Source organism: Variovorax sp. AC194, assembly GCF_979257995.1.
In genome coordinates this window covers 725,192-740,899 of sequence record NZ_OZ409823.1, presented here as the reverse complement: position 1 = coordinate 740,899, position 15,708 = coordinate 725,192, and the positions used below count along the sequence as shown (strand labels likewise).

Genomic DNA, 15,708 nt, shown 5'->3' with positions numbered 1-15,708 from the left:
CCGCGGTTTCGGCGTGTTTCGTTTTATTGCGGCGGGGCTTCTCGCTCGCCCCCAGGCTGCGCGCACTTCGTGTCGCTTCGCCAACCCCCTACCGGGGGCAACACCTGAGGCCCGGCAAAGCCGGTTCCTCGGTGTTTCGCGAAGGGGCGGGCTCGCTGCGCTGCGCCGCCGCGGCCGTCAGCCCGTGAGCGCGGCCGAGGGATCGTCCGACTCGAGCACGCCGCGTGCCCAGGGTTCCAGCTTGCTGGTGTCCGCGCGCAGCACTTCCTGCTTCACGGCCAGGATGCGCGACGGGTGCATCGAGAAGCTGCGCAGGCCCAGGCCGAGCAGCAGGCGGGTGAACGCCACGTCGCCCGCCATTTCGCCGCACACGGCCACGCCCTTGCCCTGGCGGCGGCACTCGGCGATGGTGTCGGCGACGAGCTTGAGCACCGCGGGGTGCGCGGGGTCGTAGAGGTGCGCGACCGACTCGTCGGCGCGGTCGATGGCCAGCGTGTACTGGATCAGGTCGTTGGTGCCGATCGACAGGAAGTCGAAGTGCTTGAGGAACGTCCTGAGCGTGAGCGCTGCGGCCGGAATCTCGATCATGGCGCCCAGTTTCACGGCGCCATACACGACGCCGCGGTTGTCCAGCTCGGTGCGCGCGAAATCGATGAGCGAGAGCGTCTGGCGGATCTCGCTCGCGTGCGCGAGCATGGGAATCAGCAGGTGGATCTCGCCGTGCGCGGCGGCTCGCAGGATGGCGCGCAGCTGCGTGAGGAACATCGCCGGATCGGCCAGGCTCCAGCGAATGGCGCGCAGGCCGAGCGCGGGGTTCAGGTGCTCCTGCTTGCTGCCGGACTTGTTCTCCAGCTGCTTGTCGGCGCCCACGTCGATGGTGCGGATCGTGACCGGCATGCCCTGCATGCCCTCGACCGCGCGCTTGTAGGCCTGGTATTGCTCTTCCTCGTCGGGCAGGCGCGTCTGGCGCGCCGACGATTCGCGGCCCATGAAGAGGAACTCGCTGCGGAAAAGGCCCACGCCCACTGCGCCGGCCTTGACGGCGCCCACGGTGTCCTCGGGCATCTCGATGTTGGCGAGCAGCTCGACGCGCTGGCCGTCGAGCGTGACCGCGGGCTTGTGGCGCAGCCGCGCGAGCCGGCCGCGCTCGAGGTCGCCCTGGCGCTGCTTGAAGCCGTACTCGGCCAGGATGATCGGCGAGGGGTCGATGATCATCACGCCGGCGTCGCCGTCGATGATGACCCAGTCGTCCTGGCGCACCAGCTGGCTCGCGGTGCGCGCGCCGACGATGGCCGGGATGTCCATGCTGCGCGCGACGATCGCGGTGTGCGAGGTGCGCCCGCCCACGTCGGTCACGAAACCCGCGAACACGCTCTTCTTGAACTGGAGCATGTCGGCCGGCGAGAGGTCGTGCGCGATCAGCACCAGCGGCACGTCGATGCCGTCGCCCGCGGTGGGGTCGTCGTCCTCGTCATGGCTGGTGGCGCGCTTGCGGCGCGGCGGGCTGGGCGCGAGCACGGCGGCCGTGCCCTTCATGCGGTGCAGGAGGCGCTCGACCACCTGCTCCAGGTCGGCCTTGCGCTCGCGCAGGTACTCGTCCTCCATCTCGTCGAACTGGCGCGCGATGATCTCCAGCTGCGTGGTCAGCGCCCATTCGGCGTTGTAGAGCCGGTCGGTGATCCAGTGCTTGACGCCGCCGGTGAGGGCCTCGTCCTGCAGCAGCATCTGGTGCACTTCGAGCAGCGCGGCGAGCTCGTGCGGCGCGTCGTTCGGGCCCATCTGCGCGACGCTGGTCTGCAGCTTGGCGAGCTCGTCGGCGACGGCGTTGCGCGCGGTGCGCACGCGGTCGATCTCGGTCTCGATTTCCTCGGGCTTGATGAAGTAGTGGGCGACGTCGATGCGGCTGGACACCACCAGCACCGCACGGCCGATGGCAATGCCACGGGCGACAGGAAGGCCGTGGACTGCGAAGGTCATGGACGTGGACCGAAGGTCATCGGTCCCCGCCGGGCCGCCCCAAGGCGGCCGAGCCCCCTCGGGGGGCAGCGACGACACGCAGTGCGGAGCGTGGGGGTCACATTCATTCGCCTTCGCCGAACTTGTCGTCCATCAATTGGACGATGGCGTTCATCGCTTCTTCTTCCTGCTGGCCGTTGGTCTCGAGCTCGACGGTGGAGCCCAGGCCCGCGGCCAGCATCATGACGCCCATGATGCTCTTGGCATTGATGCGGCGGTCGCCGCGCGAGAGCCACACCTCGCAGGGATAGCTGCCTGCGAGCTTGGTCAGCTTGGCCGATGCGCGTGCGTGCAGGCCCAGCTTATTGCTGATGGTCACGGATTTCTTGATCACTGTGCTTTCTTTTTGCCTGGTTCTGGGGAGCCGCCACCGCCACCTGCATGACGCCCGCGGTGCCACCCGCGATGGCGCGTTGCACGAGCGTGTCGAGCGGTTCGTGGCGGTAGGTGACGGCGCGCAGCAGCATCGGCAGGTTGACGCCCGCCACCAGCTTGGAATGGACGCCGTCCACCAGCTTCTGCGCCACGTTGCAGGGCGTGGCGCCGAACACGTCGGCCAGCACCAGCACCTGCGAGCGCGGGGCATGCAGCTGCTGCTGGAGCGTGATGCGTGCGGCGGCCAGTGTTTCCTCGGGCGACACGTTGGGCAGCACGTCGAGCGCGACGACGGCCTGCTCGCAATCGGGAAACACATGCAGCGCGCACTGCCGCAGCGCCTGCGCGAACGGTGAGTGGGCGATGATGAGGATGCTGTTCATGCGGCTCGGAGGACGACGCTTCGATTATGCGGGGGCGCCCAGGGGAAGTAGCGATACGACAACAACGCGGCAGCCTGAAAAGACGGACAGTGCGGCACGGGGTTCCTCCGGCGCTACAGCTATCAGAACAGTAGCAACCGCCGCCGTTGCGGCTGGCGGGAGCGGGGTCATGGAAGGCGCAAGCCCTCAAAAAAAGTCTTCGGCGCCTCGGGGGATGTCGGCTTGCCGAGCACGGTGGCCTGGTAGAGCGCCACGGTGCCGTTTTTCTGCGATTGGGCGAACCAGAGGACCTGGACGGGCGCGGCGCCTTGCTGCGCCGGTTGTGCATCGAGCCGCACCGGTGCAGGCGTCGCGGTCGCGCGCTGCAGGGCCGCGGGCGCTTCCGTCACTTTCGCCTCACCCAATTGATTGCGCGTGGCCGTGCGCCAGGCGTTGAGCCAGGCCTCCGCCTGCGCCGGACCGTCAGCGGAGGCGTGGGCAATGGCGAAGGTCGCGCCGCCGGTCTCGCAGCCGGCCATGTCGACCTGCACGGATTCGGCGCCCAGCGGCAGCGCGCGGTTCGCGCGGTCGGGCTTGCAGGGCAGGAGCGCGACCAGGCCGGCATCGGCGATCGGCACCTCGCGCCAGTTGAAGGTGGGGCTGCAGGCGGCGAGAAGGGCGGCCGTGGCTGTCAGTGCAAGCCAGGGGCGGGGAGCGAACGATGGCATGGGAGGGCGATTATCGAGCCACAAAATACCCGATGGGCCCTCGCCAGCGCGGTCGCGCAGGCGGAACTAGAATCGCGCCGCCCCCTCTCACCGCTTCCATCTCCCAGTCGCTGCCATGAAAAAATCCATCGCTGCCGCCGCCGTCGCTCTTGCATTGGCCGTCGGCGTGGGCGTGTACCTCGGCTCCGGCAACACGGCGGCCCCGGCCTCCACCTTCGTGCTGCTGGACGGCAGCCAGAAGACCACCGCCGACCTGAAGGGCAAGGTCACCCTGGTCAACTTCTGGGCCACGAGCTGCGTGACCTGCGTCGGCGAGATGCCCAAGGTCATCGCGACCTACGACAAGTACAAGTCCAAGGGCTACGACACGCTGGCGGTGGCCATGAGCTACGACCCACCGAGCTACGTCGTCAACTTCGCCGAAACCCGCAAGCTGCCGTTCAAGGTGGCGATCGACAACACCGGCAGCGTCGCGCAGGCGTGGGGCGACGTGAAGCTCACGCCGACCACCTACCTGGTCAACAAGCAGGGCGAGATCGTGAAGCGCTACGTGGGCGAGCCCGACTTTGCCGAGCTGCACAAGCTCATCGAGAAGCTGCTCGCCGAAGCCTGAAGCTTCTTCAACCCTTATAAAAAAAGGCGCTACCAGGTAGCGCCTTTTTGCTTTCTGCAGCCGCCCTTACTGGTTGCGGAAGCTGTCGTGGCAGGCCTTGCAGCTCGCGCCGGTCGGGCCGAACTGGGCCTTGAGCGCGTCGATGTTGCCGGCCTTGGCGGCGACCACCAGCTTGCCGGTTTCCTCGATCAGCTTCTGCTGGCGTTCCTTGAACTTGGCGTCTTCCTTCCAGACTTCGGGCTTGGCCTTGCCGCCCTCGGTACCGGGGCCGAAGGCGGCCCAGGGCAGCTTGGCCATCTCGGCGACGACTTCGGCGTTGGCCGCGGCAGCCGCTGCGTCGTAGGGCACCCGGCCGTTGGCCATGGCGCCCAGGCGGCCGAAATGCTGGCTCATCACGAACAGTGCGCTTTGGCGGTACTTGATGGCGTCCTCGGGCTTGGCGAACTGGGCGGCGGCGGGCAGGGACATCGCAGCGCAGGCGGCTGCAAGGGCGAACGAGGCAAGTCGGATCATCGTGGGTCCTTGTGGGTGGGCAACGCCGTCGAACGCAGCGCTGCGGCCGAGTGTAGGGGCAGCCCATGTCGGGCGCATAGCAACAACCCGAAGCTGCCTTGCGCCCGGACTTTGCTAATCTGCGCCTTCCGCAGCCCCGCGCATCCGCGCCCCCATCGATGACCGACACCTCCGTGGCCGCCCTCCAGGCGACCGCCAGCACCGCGGCCCGCACGCGCGTCTGGGACCTGCCGACCCGTCTTTTTCACTGGGCGCTGGCCGTCGCCGTGCTGGGCCTGATCGGAACGGGCCTGGGCGGCATCATGGAATGGCATTTCCGCCTCGGGTACACGGTGCTTGCGCTGCTGCTGTTCCGGCTGCTCTGGGGCTTCGTGGGCGGGCGCTGGTCGCGCTTTGCGGCGTTCATCTACGCGCCGGGCTCGGTCGTCAACTACCTGCGCGGACGGGCGCATCCGGACCACCTGATCGGGCACACGCCGCTCGGCGCACTCTCGGTGTTCGCGGTGCTGGCGATCCTGGCGTTTCAGGTCGCCACCGGGCTGATGGCCGACGACGAGATCTCCGCCTCCGGCCCGCTCACCCGCTTCGTCTCGGGGGCGGTCGTGAGTTTCGCCACCGGCTGGCACAAGGCGCAGGGCAAGTGGATCGTGATCACCCTCGTGAGCCTGCACGTGCTGGCGGTTCTGTTCTATGTGCTGGTCAAGCGCCACCGCCTGGTGCGGCCGATGGTCTCGGGCGACAAGCTGGTCTCCAGCGCCAACGGCCAGGTCGCCGAGAGTCGCGACGACGCGGCTTCGCGCGGGCTGGCGCTGGTGCTGTTCGCGCTGTGTGCGGGCGTGGCGTACTGGGTGGCGTCGTTGCGGGTATGAGCTCCTCGGTTTCACGCCCCCTGCCGCTGGCGGACACGCCGGTCGTCGTGCTGCTCACGCCCGATGAAGCCCACGAGATCGATGCGACGCGCGCGATCTTTCGCGACTATGCCGCCTCGCTGGCCATCGACCTGGACTTCCAGGATTTCGACGGCGAACTGGCCGACCTGCCGGGTGAATACGCCGAACCGCGCGGCACGCTGGTGCTGGCGCTCGTGGACCCGGCGAACATCAAGGAAGAAGCGGGCCGGCAGGCTCCGACGCTGCAGCGCGCCGACGGCACGGTGGCGCACGTGGCGGGCTGCTGCGCCCTGCGCCCGCTCGACAACGCGGACTATGCGAATGCGGCGGAAATGAAGCGGCTGTTCGTGCGGCCCGGCTTCCGGGGCCTCGGGCTGGGCCGGCAGCTTGCCGAAGCGATCCTGGACGCCGCGCGCGCCGCGGGCTACGGCTGCGTGCTGCTCGATACGCTCGACGACATGGAATCGGCGCGGGCACTCTACGAAGACCTGGGCTTCGTGGAAGTGCCGCCCTACTATCACAACCCCATCGCCGGGGCTCACTACCTCAAGGCCGATCTTTGACCGGTCAGCCCCGGGCTTGCGCGAGCAGCGTGTCCGCGTCGCTGACTTCGAACTTGCCCGGCGCCTCGACGTTGAGCGTGGCGACCTTGCCGTCCTTCACGAGCATCGAATAGCGGTTGCTGCGCAGGCCCATGCCGCGGCCCGCGAGGTCGAGCGTGAGGCCGGTGGCCTTGGCGAAATCGGCGCTGCCGTCAGCCAGCATGCGCACCTTGGCGCCGGTCTTCTGGTCGCGCGCCCAGGCGCCCATCACGAAGGCGTCGTTCACGCTCACGCACCAGATCTCGTCCACGCCGGCCGCCTTGAAGTCGTCGAAGTGCTGCACATAGCCCGGCACGTGCTTGGCCGAGCAGGTGGGCGTGAAAGCGCCCGGCAGCGCGAACAGCGCGATGGTCTTGCCGGCCGAGGCCTTGGCCACATCCACGGCGTTCGGGCCGATGCTGCAGCCTTCGCCTTCCACTTCGGAATATTCCTGCAGGGTGGCCGAAGGAAGGGTGTCACCGACTTTGATCATTGAATGCTCCTGAAAAAGAAAAACGGCCCACATTGTGGGCCGTTTCCGGTTGAGTCGTCGGACTCGAAGATCAGACCAGCACGGCCTTCTCGACCAAGCGGGTCACGACCCAGTTCTTGGTCTTGGAGATCGGACGGCTTTCCGTGATCTCGATGGTGTCGCCCAGCTTGTACTCGCCCTTTTCGTCATGGGCGTGGTACTTGCTCGTCTTGGCCACGATCTTGCCGTAGAGCTCGTGCTTCACACGGCGCTCGACCAGCACGGTCACGGTCTTGGCACGCTTGTCGCTGACCACCTTGCCGATCAAGGTGCGCTTGAGGGATTTTTTAGCTTCCGTCATGTTCACTCCTTACTTGGCGGCTTGGGTTTCTTGCTGCTTCTGCGCAAGAATGGTCTTGGCGCGCGCGATGTCGCGGCGCGTCACGCGCAGCGTCGAGGTGTTCGACAGCTGTTGCGTGGCTTTCTGCATGCGCAGACCGAAATGGGCCTTCTGCAGGTCCTTGATTTCAGCTTCGAGGCCTGCGGTGTCCTTCGTGCGAAGGGTTGCAGCCTTGGTCACCTTGGCCGGAGCCGCGGTTTCTTTTTTCTTACGTGTTGCCATGGATGTTCTCCTCTCAGGCGCCGAGCTGGCGAGCGACGAACGTCGTGCGCAGCGGAAGCTTGGCGGCGGCCAGGCGGAACGCTTCGCGGGCGAGTTCTTCGGGCACGCCGACGATCTCGAACACGATCTTGCCAGGCTGGATTTCAGCGACGTAGTACTCGGGGTTGCCCTTACCGTTACCCATCCGCACTTCGGCGGGCTTGGTAGAGATTGGCTTGTCCGGGAACACGCGGATCCAGATACGGCCACCGCGCTTCACGTGACGTGAAATTGCGCGACGAGCGGCTTCGATCTGGCGCGCCGTGAGGCGGCCGCGGTCGGTGCATTTGAGACCGAAGTCACCGAAGGCAACCGAGTTACCCCGGGTTGCGATGCCGGTGTTGCGGCCCTTTTGTTCCTTGCGGAACTTTCTGCGTGCAGGTTGCAGCATTTTTAATACTCCGTAGTTCTAAGACCGATCACTCGGTCTTGGCACCGTCAGCTGCTGCAGCTGGCGCGGCTTTGCGGACGCGCTTAACGGCGGGTTTCGAGTCTGCACCCGGGGCAGCGGGAGCTGCACCGGTGGCTTCTGCGGGCTTGTCGCTGCCATCGGCCGGCGCGGTGTTGCCACCGATCGGGCCACGGCCACCGGCGCGGGGGCCGGGACCACGGCGGTCGCCACCCGGACGGTCGCCAGGACGACCATCACGGCGGGGACCACGCGGGCGGCGCTCTTCGTCCGGACGCGGCGTTTCGACGGCCGGCAGGTCGTTGCGACCCAGCGTGTCGCCCTTGTAGACCCAGACCTTGACGCCGATGACGCCGTACGTGGTCTTGGCTTCCGAGGTGCCGTAGTCGATGTCGGCGCGCAGGGTGTGAAGCGGCACGCGACCTTCGCGGTACCACTCGCAACGAGCGATTTCGATGCCGTTCAGGCGGCCCGACGACATGATCTTGATGCCCAGGGCACCCAGACGCATGGCGTTTTGCATGGCGCGCTTCATGGCACGGCGGAACATGATCCGCTTCTCGAGCTGCTGCGTGATGCTGTCGGCGATCAGCTGCGCATCGATTTCGGGCTTGCGCACTTCTTCGATGTTGACCGCAACCGGCACGCCGAGCTGCTTGCCCAGCTCGCGCTTGAGGTTCTCGATGTCTTCGCCCTTCTTGCCGATCACGACGCCCGGACGAGCCGAGTAGATCGTGATGCGAGCGTTCTTGGCGGGACGTTCGATCATGACGCGCGAGACCGAAGCGTTCTTCAGCTTCTTCTTGAGGTATTCGCGAACCTTGATGTCTTCGGCCAGCATGCCCGCGAAATCGCGGTCGCTTGCGTACCAGCGGCTGGACCAGTTACGGGTGACCGCAAGGCGGAACCCGGTTGGGTGGATTTTCTGTCCCATATTTCTTCCAGGCCTTCTTAGTTGCCAACCGTCACGTACACATGGCACGTGGGCTTGCTGATGCGATTGCCGCGACCCTTGGCCCGCGCCGTGAAGCGCTTGAGCGTTGCACCTTGCTCGACGTAGATGGTCTTGACCTTCAGCTCGTCGATGTCGGCACCGTCGTTGTGCTCGGCGTTGGCAATCGCCGACTCGAGCACCTTCTTGATGATCACAGCGGCCTTTTTCTGCGTGAACTGCAGAACGTTGAGCGCTTGATCGACCTTCTTGCCGCGGATGAGGTCCGCGACCAGACGGCCCTTGTCGACCGAGAGGCGGACACCGCGGAGGACTGCACGTGTTTCAGACATGGTCGTTCCTTACTTCTTCTGGACTTTTTTGTCCGCGGGGTGCCCCTTGAACGTGCGCGTGAGCGCAAATTCGCCGAGCTTGTGGCCGACCATCTGGTCGGTGATGTACACAGGCACGTGTTGCTTGCCGTTGTGCACGGCGATGGTCAGACCGATGAACTCGGGCAGAACCATCGAACGACGCGACCAGGTCTTGATCGGCTTCTTGTCCTTGGTCGTCACGGCCTTGTCGGCCTTGGCCACCAGATGGTGGTCGACGAAAGGACCCTTTTTGAGAGAGCGAGTCATGGGCTATCCCTTACTTCTTGCGACGCGACACGATGAAGACCTGCGTGCGCTTGTTGTTACGGGTGCGATAGCCCTTGGTCAGGTTGCCCCATGGGTCGACAGGGTGGCGGCCTTCGCCAGTCTTGCCTTCGCCACCACCGTGCGGGTGGTCGACCGGGTTCATCACCACGCCGCGAACGGTCGGGCGGATACCCATGTGACGCTTCGCACCGGCCTTGCCGAGTTGGCGCAGGCTGTGCTCTTCGTTGGCCACTTCGCCGATGGTCGCGCGGCATTCGATGTGGATGCGACGCACCTCACCCGAACGCATGCGGACCTGGGCGTAGACGCCTTCGCGAGCCAGCAGCGTGGCCGACGTGCCGGCCGAACGCGCGATCTGCGCGCCCTTGCCGGGTTGCAGTTCGATGCAGTGGATCGTCGAGCCGACCGGGATGTTGCGGATCGGCAGGGTGTTGCCGGCGCGGATCGGGGCTTCGGCGCCCGACAGCAGCGTTGCACCGGCTTCCAGACCGCGCGGGGCGATGATGTAGCGGCGCTCGCCGTCGGCGTAGCAGACCAGAGCGATGTGGGCGGTGCGGTTCGGGTCGTATTCGATGCGTTCGACCTTGGCCGGGATGCCGTCCTTGTTGCGCACGAAGTCGACAACGCGGTAGTGGTGCTTGGCACCGCCGCCACGATGACGGATCGTGATGTGACCGTTGTTGTTACGGCCGGCCTTCTGGAACTGGGGTTCCAGCAGGGCTGCGTGAGGAGCACCCTTGTGCAGGTGGTCACGCGAAATCTTCACCGCGCCGCGTTGGCCCGGCGAAGTGGGTTTCATCTTGATGACGGCCATGATTAAGCGCCTTCCCCGACGAGGTTGAGCTCTTGACCGGGCTTCAGGGTCACATAGGCCTTGCGAACGTTGTCGCGGCGGCCGATGGACTTGCCAAAGCGCTTGGTCTTGCCCTTGGTGTTGAGCACCGACACGCCCTGGACTTCGACCTTGAACATCAGTTCGACAGCGGCCTTGATCTCGGGCTTGGTGGCGTCTTGCAGCACCTTGAAAGTGACAGCGTTCGACTTCTCGCCGACCATCGTTGCCTTTTCGGACACGATCGGGGCGACCAGCACCGCCATCAGGCGGCCTTCTTCGAACGTACGTTCAGCGGCGGTAGGGTTCACGCGGCTCATGCGAACATCTCCTTGAGCTTGTCGACGGCACCCTTGGTGACCAGCACCTTCTTGTAGTGAACCAGCGACACCGGATCGGCGTAACGGGGTTCGACCACGAGGATGTTGACCAGATTGCGCGAGGCAAGGTACAGGTTTTCGTCGACTTCTTCGGCGATCACGAGCACGGACTCGAGATTCATTGCCTTGAAACGGGCTGCCAGCGGCTTCGTCTTGGGCGAATCCACGGTCAGCGAATCCACCACGGCCAGACGGCCTTCGCGAGCGAGCTGCGAGAAGATGGCGGCCATGCCGGCGCGGTACATCTTCTTGTTGATCTTCTGCGAGAAGTTTTCGTCAGGCATGTTCGGGAAGATCCGGCCACCCCCGCGCCACAGCGGCGAGGACGTCATACCAGCACGGGCGCGGCCCGTTCCCTTTTGCTTGAAAGGCTTCTTGGTCGAGTGCTTGACCTGTTCGCGGTCCTTCTGGGCGCGCGTGCCTTGGCGGGCGTTGGCCTGGAATGCAACGACGATCTGGTGGACCAGGTCTTCGTTGTAGTCACGGCCGAACACGGTCTCGGGGGCGTCGTACTTCGACGCAGCCTGGCCTTGTTCGTTCAGGAGTTCGAGTTGCATTACTTCGCTCCTTCAGCCGCTTGCGGCTTGGCCTTGATGGCGGGACGCACGGTGACGAAGCCACCCTTCGAACCCGGGATCGCGCCCTTGATGAGCAGCAGTTGACGCGCTTCGTCGATGCGGAACACGTCGAGGTTTTGCGTGGTCTTGGTCACATCGCCGAGGTGACCCGTCATGCGCTTGCCGGGGAACACGCGACCGGGGTCTTGTGCCATGCCGATCGAGCCGGGAACGTTGTGCGAACGGCTGTTACCGTGCGACGCGCGTTGCGAGCTCATGTTGTGGCGCTTGATCGTGCCTGCGAAACCCTTGCCGATGGAGGTGCCTTGCACGTCCACCTTCTGGCCCACGGAAAACACGCTGCCCGCTGCGATCACGCCGCCAGCCTTGTGCTGACCTGCGGTTTCTGCGGTAACGCGGAATTCCTGGATGATTTCGCCTGCTTCGACACCCGCCTTGGCGAGGTGGCCGGCTTCGGGCTTGGTCACGCGCGATGCTTTGCGCGAACCGAACGTCACCTGCAGGGCGACGTAGCCATCGGTCTCTTGGGACTTGATCTGGGTCACACGGTTGTTGGACACATCCACCACCGTGACAGGAACTGCGTCCCCGTCATCGGTGAAGAGACGCATCATCCCCACCTTGCGGCCCAGCAACCCGAGGGAGTTGCTCAGACTCATTTGTTTTCTCCAAAAATGGAAGCTCCCTTCGCCGCTGCCACTTCAATTGGCGACAGCGTTTGGCTGGTTTCCCAGCCTGCGGAAGGAGGTTGATAAATCTCTGCTCGAACTACACCCGAATGGACGCACCAAGGGCAGAGCCAGCGATTATAGCCCGCGATGCGGGCGCCGTGCAAGCGGTGTTGCGGGCCGGATTTTCGGAGGCGTTCCGGCCCTTTTCGCCTGTTTTTCTGGCTATTTGGCAGGCATCGTGATGATGTTTTCCCCGTCCGGCGTGGATTTCAGCTCGCCGGAGGACTTCAGGGCCGGGGCCGCCGCCCCGGTCTGGATGGGAATGGAAATGGCGCTCATGGCGCCCTTCTGCGTGATGAAGACATTCAGGTAGGCGAGGCCTTCGCGCTCGCTCACCACGGTGACGGTCGCGGAAGTGCGCCTTGCCGTCGGCAGCGACAGGGTGTCGCTACCCGAAATCGTCAGGCCGGCGTCGGCGCTGAAGCGCACCGTGGCACCGTCCGGATCGGTCACGCCGCCGAACTGCAGCACGACGGGCGTGCCGCGGCCCACCTGCGGCACGGCATCGAGCCGGAATTTCAGCGTCACGCCGGAGTCATTCGGCTTGCGCGTGGCAGTCGTCATGGGCGCCTCACGGTGCGCAGTGGATTTGCCATGGCGTGCACTTGGTACGCCGTCGGCCATGGCCGGTACCGGCAACGCAGCCAGGGCGAGGCATGCCATGGAGATCATCGAGCCTGATCGGATGTTCATGACGGCCTTCCCTATTGAATGGTGACGTTGAAGCACGTCGGTGATCCGGAATTGTTGAGATCGCTCACGGCCAAAACGTAGTCGCCGGCACCCAGGCTGACCTTGTTGCTCGACCGGGGGACGAGGCCGCCCCGGAAGATGTCGAAGTCGGGATTGGCGCCCGCGGGGCCGCCATTGACCGTGAACTGGTAGTCGCGATTGGCAGGTGCGTTGAAGCGAAGGTAGGCGAAGCTGCCGAGCTTGTTGTCGTCACCCTCGACATTGGAGACGCATGCCTGGGTCGTCGTACCCACGGCGGTGGGCCGGTACATCGGTTGCACCACATTCGGAACCGTCGGCAGCCCGCCGCTGTTCGTCTCGGTGTCGCCGTAGGGATCGTTGGCGGTCGTGCTGATGTTCTGGCCCGAGAGCAGGCCGGCCAGCGCGGAAGCACTCCCCGGCGCGGTCGTATTGAAGGCCGCGGTGAAGGGGTGGATCGACGAGACGGGCGCACCGCTGCGGAACAGGATGCCCGTCATCGCATCATGGATGGGCTTGAAGCCGACCTGCTGGTTGAGATTCCAGAAGATGGACTGGATCGAGCCCTCCCGGTACCAGCCCGGATTGGTCGTCGGGCCCACCGAGAGATTCACGTTGCCGCCTCTCGACTGCTGGGGCCCCACGGAATCCACATAGTTGTTCCGACCGAGCGCAATGCCCGACCAGCCATTGCCCCAGCCCTCCGAGAATGCGAGCCGCCGGTCGATCCGCTCGTCCAGCGAATGGGAGCCACCCGGCGAGTCGTCGCGGCTGAAGGCCGACTGGTAGTAGTGGCCCCATTCATGCGCGATCACGGGCGAATCGTATTCGTCCGTGTCGACGTTCTCCTTGCCCAGCACGTAGATTTCGCGGCCGGTGCTCCGGTTGATGAAGAACGTACTGCCGATTTGGCCCGCGGCGACGGTGCCTCCGGCCGGAACGTTGTTGGGACTCCAGAACACCCGCAGGACGGGGAACGCCGTCGCCGGAGCAACCGACAGCACTTTCTGCATCGCCGTATAGACGGTATCGAGCACCGCGAAGGGCGCGGCCACGCGCTGGCTGGTGTAGCTGGAGCCGCCCCATCCGGACCCGGCGCGCAGATCGCGCGTCAACGCGGCAGCGCCAGACGAGAAAGCAGATGACTGCATGGAATACAAGGCGCTGCTCTGGGTGTTGTCGCGCACGCTCACGTCCCAGGTCGGTCCGGCGCCAGTACGCGTGAGTTGCGCTCTGACGCGCACGACGATCGACGTGTTTGCAGGCACGGACACCGAGTACGCACCGCTGTCGTCGGTGGTGCTCACCGCGAGTTGCGCGGAGGAGGTCGCGTCGAGCACTTCGAGCATCGCGCCGCGCACCGGCTTGGCCGTTGTTGCGGCATAGACGAGGGGGCCGTTCGTGTTCGGAACGGAGTCATAGGTGGCCGTGCCAGTCAGGGTGACCGAACTTCCCGGCGGCGGCAGGATCGGGAATCCCCCTCCCCCTCCGCCGCCTCCACCCCCACCACCGCCGCAGCCCGCCAGCAGTACCGCGGCAATGCACGCCGCGCCCAACGCAAAAGAGAACTTGTGACTCATAGCTTGTGCTGCCCTCGTTTCAGCCGCGGCCGATGCTTGAAAGAATTAGCGGTGCGTGAGGATGCCATAGCCGCAGCACAAAAAACAAAGCCCGCCTGCATTTCTGCAGGCGGGCTTTGTCAAAACGCGACGCGAGGAATTCTTACTGCTTACTGCAGCTTGATCTCGACGTCCACGCCGGCCGGCAGGTCGAGCTTCATCAGCGCGTCCACGGTCTTGTCGGTCGGGTCGACGATGTCCATCAGGCGCTGGTGCGTGCGGATCTCCAGCTGGTCGCGCGACGTCTTGTTGACGTGCGGCGAACGCAGGATGTCGAAACGCTTCATGCGGGTCGGCAGGGGCACGGGACCCTTGACGATCGCGCCGGTGCGCTTGGCGGTGTCAACGATTTCGGCAGCCGATTGGTCGATCAGCTTGTAGTCGAACGCCTTCAGGCGGATGCGGATTTTTTGCTTGGTTGCCATGGTGATTCCTTTTGTCCGGCTTAGATGTCGAGGATCTTTGCCACGACGCCCGAACCCACGGTGCGGCCGCCTTCACGGATGGCGAAGCGCAGGCCTTCTTCCATCGCGATCGGGTTGATCAGCTTGACGGTGATGCTGACGTTGTCGCCAGGCATGACCATTTCCTTGTCCTTGGGCAGCTCGATCGCGCCGGTCACGTCCGTCGTGCGGAAGTAGAACTGCGGACGGTAGTTGTTGAAGAACGGCGTGTGACGGCCACCTTCGTCCTTGGACAGCACATACACCTCGGCGGTGAAGTGCGTGTGCGGCTTGATCGAGCCGGGCTTGCACAGCACTTGGCCGCGCTCGACTTCTTCGCGCTTGGTGCCGCGCAGCAGCACGCCGACGTTGTCGCCAGCCTGGCCCTGGTCCAGCAGCTTGCGGAACATTTCCACGCCGGTGCAGGTGGTCTTGACGGTCGGGCGAATGCCGACGATCTCGATTTCCTCGCCGACCTTGATCACGCCACGCTCGACGGCGCCGGTCACTACGGTGCCGCGACCCGAGATCGAGAACACGTCTTCCACGGGCATCAGGAACGTGCCGTCCACGGCGCGCTCAGGCGTCGGGATGTAGGTGTCCAGCGCTTCGGCCAGCTTCATGATGGCTTCTTCGCCCAGCTTGCCCTTGTCGCCTTCCAGGGCGAGCTTGGCCGAGCCGTGGATGATCGGAGTGTCGTCGCCAGGGAATTCGTACTTGTCCAGGAGCTCGCGCACTTCCATTTCGACCAGCTCGAGCAGCTCGGCGTCGTCGACCATGTCGCACTTGTTCAGGAAAACAATGATGTAGCCCACGCCCACCTGGCGAGCCAGCAGGATGTGCTCACGGGTCTGGGGCATCGGGCCGTCGGCGGCCGAGCACACCAGGATCGCGCCGTCCATCTGAGCGGCGCCGGTGATCATGTTCTTCACATAGTCGGCGTGGCCGGGGCAGTCCACGTGTGCGTAGTGGCGGTTGGCCGTTTCGTACTCGACGTGCGCGGTGTTGATCGTGATGCCGCGAGCCTTTTCTTCGGGCGCTGCGTCGATCTGGTCGTAAGCCTTGGCTTCGCCGCCGAACTTGGCCGACAGAACCGTGGCGATCGCCGCCGTCAGCGTCGTCTTGCCGTGGTCAACGTGACCGATCGTGCCCACGTTCACGTGCGGCTTGGTGCGGGTGAATTTACCTTTTGCCATTTTTC

23 protein-coding genes are annotated in these 15,708 nt (G+C 65.1%); 3 read left to right on the top strand and 20 right to left on the bottom strand.

The features are described 5' to 3' along the window. Nucleotides 1-177: 177 nt before the first annotated feature. The 4 genes from ptsP to ACZYRS_RS03585 form a co-directional block, all read right to left on the bottom strand. On the bottom strand, nt 178-1,977 hold the full coding sequence (ptsP, locus tag ACZYRS_RS03600; RefSeq protein ID WP_463418143.1) for a phosphoenolpyruvate--protein phosphotransferase: 1,800 nt from the start codon (nt 1,975-1,977) through the stop codon (nt 178-180). A gap of 103 nt (nt 1,978-2,080) precedes the next feature. Continuing rightward, nucleotides 2,081-2,350: an HPr family phosphocarrier protein gene (locus tag ACZYRS_RS03595; protein WP_013543930.1), complete on the bottom strand. Its 270-nt coding sequence runs from the start codon at nt 2,348-2,350 to the stop codon at nt 2,081-2,083. After that, nucleotides 2,319-2,774 carry a PTS sugar transporter subunit IIA gene (locus tag ACZYRS_RS03590; protein WP_042578717.1) on the bottom strand — a complete coding sequence of 152 codons (456 nt, stop codon included), beginning with the start codon at nt 2,772-2,774 and terminating at the stop codon, nt 2,319-2,321. The genes ACZYRS_RS03595 and ACZYRS_RS03590 overlap by 32 nt, the downstream gene beginning before the upstream one ends. A gap of 167 nt (nt 2,775-2,941) precedes the next feature. Next, nucleotides 2,942-3,481, bottom strand: a complete 540-nt coding sequence (locus ACZYRS_RS03585; RefSeq protein ID WP_463418142.1) for a hypothetical protein — start codon at nt 3,479-3,481, stop codon at nt 2,942-2,944. 115 nt (nt 3,482-3,596) lie between these two features. Here ACZYRS_RS03585 and ACZYRS_RS03580 point away from each other — a divergent pair, with 115 nt between their 5' ends. After that, a complete protein-coding gene (locus tag ACZYRS_RS03580) occupies nt 3,597-4,094 on the top strand; it encodes a TlpA disulfide reductase family protein (RefSeq protein ID WP_463418141.1) in 498 nt (165 codons plus the stop codon). 66 nt (nt 4,095-4,160) lie between these two features. On the opposite strand, the gene ACZYRS_RS03575 is transcribed toward ACZYRS_RS03580, so the two are convergent. Beyond that, nucleotides 4,161-4,607: a c-type cytochrome gene (locus ACZYRS_RS03575; protein WP_198789526.1), complete on the bottom strand. Its 447-nt coding sequence runs from the start codon at nt 4,605-4,607 to the stop codon at nt 4,161-4,163. Between the two features lie 158 nt (nt 4,608-4,765). On the opposite strand from ACZYRS_RS03575, the gene ACZYRS_RS03570 reads away from it, so the two are divergent. Next, a complete protein-coding gene (locus ACZYRS_RS03570) occupies nt 4,766-5,476 on the top strand; it encodes a cytochrome b/b6 domain-containing protein (protein WP_463418140.1) in 711 nt (236 codons plus the stop codon). Next, on the top strand, nt 5,473-6,060 hold the full coding sequence (locus ACZYRS_RS03565; RefSeq protein WP_463418139.1) for a GNAT family N-acetyltransferase: 588 nt from the start codon (nt 5,473-5,475) through the stop codon (nt 6,058-6,060). The genes ACZYRS_RS03570 and ACZYRS_RS03565 overlap by 4 nt, the downstream gene beginning before the upstream one ends. Before the next feature lie 4 nt (nt 6,061-6,064). Here the strand turns inward: ACZYRS_RS03565 and ACZYRS_RS03560 are convergent, their stop codons facing one another. From ACZYRS_RS03560 to tuf, 15 genes are all read right to left on the bottom strand, one after another. After that, entirely contained in the window at nt 6,065-6,571 is a 507-nt protein-coding gene (locus tag ACZYRS_RS03560) for a peroxiredoxin (RefSeq protein WP_198789523.1), read from the bottom strand. 70 nt (nt 6,572-6,641) lie between these two features. Next, nucleotides 6,642-6,911, bottom strand: a complete 270-nt coding sequence (gene rpsQ, locus ACZYRS_RS03555) for a 30S ribosomal protein S17 (protein WP_015867662.1) — start codon at nt 6,909-6,911, stop codon at nt 6,642-6,644. Nucleotides 6,912-6,920: 9 nt separating this feature from the next. Continuing rightward, nucleotides 6,921-7,130, bottom strand: coding sequence for a 50S ribosomal protein L29 (gene rpmC, locus ACZYRS_RS03550; RefSeq protein WP_198789560.1), 210 nt, complete (start codon nt 7,128-7,130; stop codon nt 6,921-6,923). Between the two features lie 55 nt (nt 7,131-7,185). Beyond that, nucleotides 7,186-7,602 (bottom strand): 50S ribosomal protein L16, encoded by a 417-nt coding sequence (gene rplP, locus ACZYRS_RS03545; RefSeq protein ID WP_021012789.1) that lies wholly within the window; start codon nt 7,600-7,602, stop codon nt 7,186-7,188. A gap of 28 nt (nt 7,603-7,630) precedes the next feature. Next, nucleotides 7,631-8,554 carry a 30S ribosomal protein S3 gene (gene rpsC, locus ACZYRS_RS03540; RefSeq protein WP_093247293.1) on the bottom strand — a complete coding sequence of 308 codons (924 nt, stop codon included), beginning with the start codon at nt 8,552-8,554 and terminating at the stop codon, nt 7,631-7,633. A 17-nt stretch (nt 8,555-8,571) separates the two neighbouring features. Continuing rightward, on the bottom strand, nt 8,572-8,904 hold the full coding sequence (gene rplV / locus ACZYRS_RS03535) for a 50S ribosomal protein L22 (protein ID WP_007838134.1): 333 nt from the start codon (nt 8,902-8,904) through the stop codon (nt 8,572-8,574). 9 nt (nt 8,905-8,913) lie between these two features. Continuing rightward, nucleotides 8,914-9,192 carry a 30S ribosomal protein S19 gene (gene rpsS, locus ACZYRS_RS03530; protein ID WP_007838132.1) on the bottom strand — a complete coding sequence of 93 codons (279 nt, stop codon included), beginning with the start codon at nt 9,190-9,192 and terminating at the stop codon, nt 8,914-8,916. 10 nt (nt 9,193-9,202) lie between these two features. Then, the gene (gene rplB, locus ACZYRS_RS03525) at nt 9,203-10,027 is read right to left on the bottom strand and encodes a 50S ribosomal protein L2 (protein ID WP_093443822.1); all 825 of its coding nucleotides are present in this window, start codon (nt 10,025-10,027) and stop codon (nt 9,203-9,205) included. 2 nt (nt 10,028-10,029) lie between these two features. After that, nucleotides 10,030-10,365 (bottom strand): 50S ribosomal protein L23, encoded by a 336-nt coding sequence (gene rplW, locus ACZYRS_RS03520; RefSeq protein WP_007838129.1) that lies wholly within the window; start codon nt 10,363-10,365, stop codon nt 10,030-10,032. Continuing rightward, nucleotides 10,362-10,982 (bottom strand): 50S ribosomal protein L4, encoded by a 621-nt coding sequence (gene rplD / locus ACZYRS_RS03515; protein WP_013543942.1) that lies wholly within the window; start codon nt 10,980-10,982, stop codon nt 10,362-10,364. Before rplD ends, rplW begins: the two co-directional genes overlap by 4 nt. Continuing rightward, nucleotides 10,982-11,662, bottom strand: coding sequence for a 50S ribosomal protein L3 (gene rplC / locus ACZYRS_RS03510; protein ID WP_013543943.1), 681 nt, complete (start codon nt 11,660-11,662; stop codon nt 10,982-10,984). The genes rplD and rplC overlap by 1 nt, the downstream gene beginning before the upstream one ends. Before the next feature lie 234 nt (nt 11,663-11,896). Further along, complete coding sequence (locus ACZYRS_RS03505) at nt 11,897-12,427, bottom strand: hypothetical protein (protein WP_198789522.1); 531 nt, start codon at nt 12,425-12,427, stop codon at nt 11,897-11,899. Nucleotides 12,428-12,438: 11 nt separating this feature from the next. Beyond that, nucleotides 12,439-14,025: a hypothetical protein gene (locus ACZYRS_RS03500; RefSeq protein WP_463418138.1), complete on the bottom strand. Its 1,587-nt coding sequence runs from the start codon at nt 14,023-14,025 to the stop codon at nt 12,439-12,441. A gap of 149 nt (nt 14,026-14,174) precedes the next feature. Next, nucleotides 14,175-14,489, bottom strand: coding sequence for a 30S ribosomal protein S10 (gene rpsJ / locus ACZYRS_RS03495; protein WP_007838118.1), 315 nt, complete (start codon nt 14,487-14,489; stop codon nt 14,175-14,177). 20 nt (nt 14,490-14,509) lie between these two features. Further along, nucleotides 14,510-15,703 carry an elongation factor Tu gene (tuf, locus tag ACZYRS_RS03490; protein ID WP_012745744.1) on the bottom strand — a complete coding sequence of 398 codons (1,194 nt, stop codon included), beginning with the start codon at nt 15,701-15,703 and terminating at the stop codon, nt 14,510-14,512. Between the last annotated feature and the right edge of the window lie 5 nt (nt 15,704-15,708).

Coding starts and splice junctions, on each gene's coding strand:
- ptsP (WP_463418143.1), bottom strand. CDS start 1,977: ATGACCTTCGCAGTCCACGGCCTTCCTGTCGCCCGTGGCATTGCCATC.
- ACZYRS_RS03590 (WP_042578717.1), bottom strand. CDS start 2,774: ATGAACAGCATCCTCATCATCGCCCACTCACCGTTCGCGCAGGCGCTG.
- ACZYRS_RS03585 (WP_463418142.1), bottom strand. CDS start 3,481: ATGCCATCGTTCGCTCCCCGCCCCTGGCTTGCACTGACAGCCACGGCC.
- ACZYRS_RS03580 (WP_463418141.1), top strand. CDS start 3,597: ATGAAAAAATCCATCGCTGCCGCCGCCGTCGCTCTTGCATTGGCCGTC.
- ACZYRS_RS03575 (WP_198789526.1), bottom strand. CDS start 4,607: ATGATCCGACTTGCCTCGTTCGCCCTTGCAGCCGCCTGCGCTGCGATG.
- ACZYRS_RS03570 (WP_463418140.1), top strand. CDS start 4,766: ATGACCGACACCTCCGTGGCCGCCCTCCAGGCGACCGCCAGCACCGCG.
- ACZYRS_RS03565 (WP_463418139.1), top strand. CDS start 5,473: ATGAGCTCCTCGGTTTCACGCCCCCTGCCGCTGGCGGACACGCCGGTC.
- ACZYRS_RS03560 (WP_198789523.1), bottom strand. CDS start 6,571: ATGATCAAAGTCGGTGACACCCTTCCTTCGGCCACCCTGCAGGAATAT.
- rpsQ (WP_015867662.1), bottom strand. CDS start 6,911: ATGACGGAAGCTAAAAAATCCCTCAAGCGCACCTTGATCGGCAAGGTG.
- rplP (WP_021012789.1), bottom strand. CDS start 7,602: ATGCTGCAACCTGCACGCAGAAAGTTCCGCAAGGAACAAAAGGGCCGC.
- rpsC (WP_093247293.1), bottom strand. CDS start 8,554: ATGGGACAGAAAATCCACCCAACCGGGTTCCGCCTTGCGGTCACCCGT.
- rplV (WP_007838134.1), bottom strand. CDS start 8,904: ATGTCTGAAACACGTGCAGTCCTCCGCGGTGTCCGCCTCTCGGTCGAC.
- rpsS (WP_007838132.1), bottom strand. CDS start 9,192: ATGACTCGCTCTCTCAAAAAGGGTCCTTTCGTCGACCACCATCTGGTG.
- rplB (WP_093443822.1), bottom strand. CDS start 10,027: ATGGCCGTCATCAAGATGAAACCCACTTCGCCGGGCCAACGCGGCGCG.
- rplW (WP_007838129.1), bottom strand. CDS start 10,365: ATGAGCCGCGTGAACCCTACCGCCGCTGAACGTACGTTCGAAGAAGGC.
- rplD (WP_013543942.1), bottom strand. CDS start 10,982: ATGCAACTCGAACTCCTGAACGAACAAGGCCAGGCTGCGTCGAAGTAC.
- rplC (WP_013543943.1), bottom strand. CDS start 11,662: ATGAGTCTGAGCAACTCCCTCGGGTTGCTGGGCCGCAAGGTGGGGATG.
- ACZYRS_RS03505 (WP_198789522.1), bottom strand. CDS start 12,427: ATGAACATCCGATCAGGCTCGATGATCTCCATGGCATGCCTCGCCCTG.
- ACZYRS_RS03500 (WP_463418138.1), bottom strand. CDS start 14,025: ATGAGTCACAAGTTCTCTTTTGCGTTGGGCGCGGCGTGCATTGCCGCG.
- rpsJ (WP_007838118.1), bottom strand. CDS start 14,489: ATGGCAACCAAGCAAAAAATCCGCATCCGCCTGAAGGCGTTCGACTAC.
- tuf (WP_012745744.1), bottom strand. CDS start 15,703: ATGGCAAAAGGTAAATTCACCCGCACCAAGCCGCACGTGAACGTGGGC.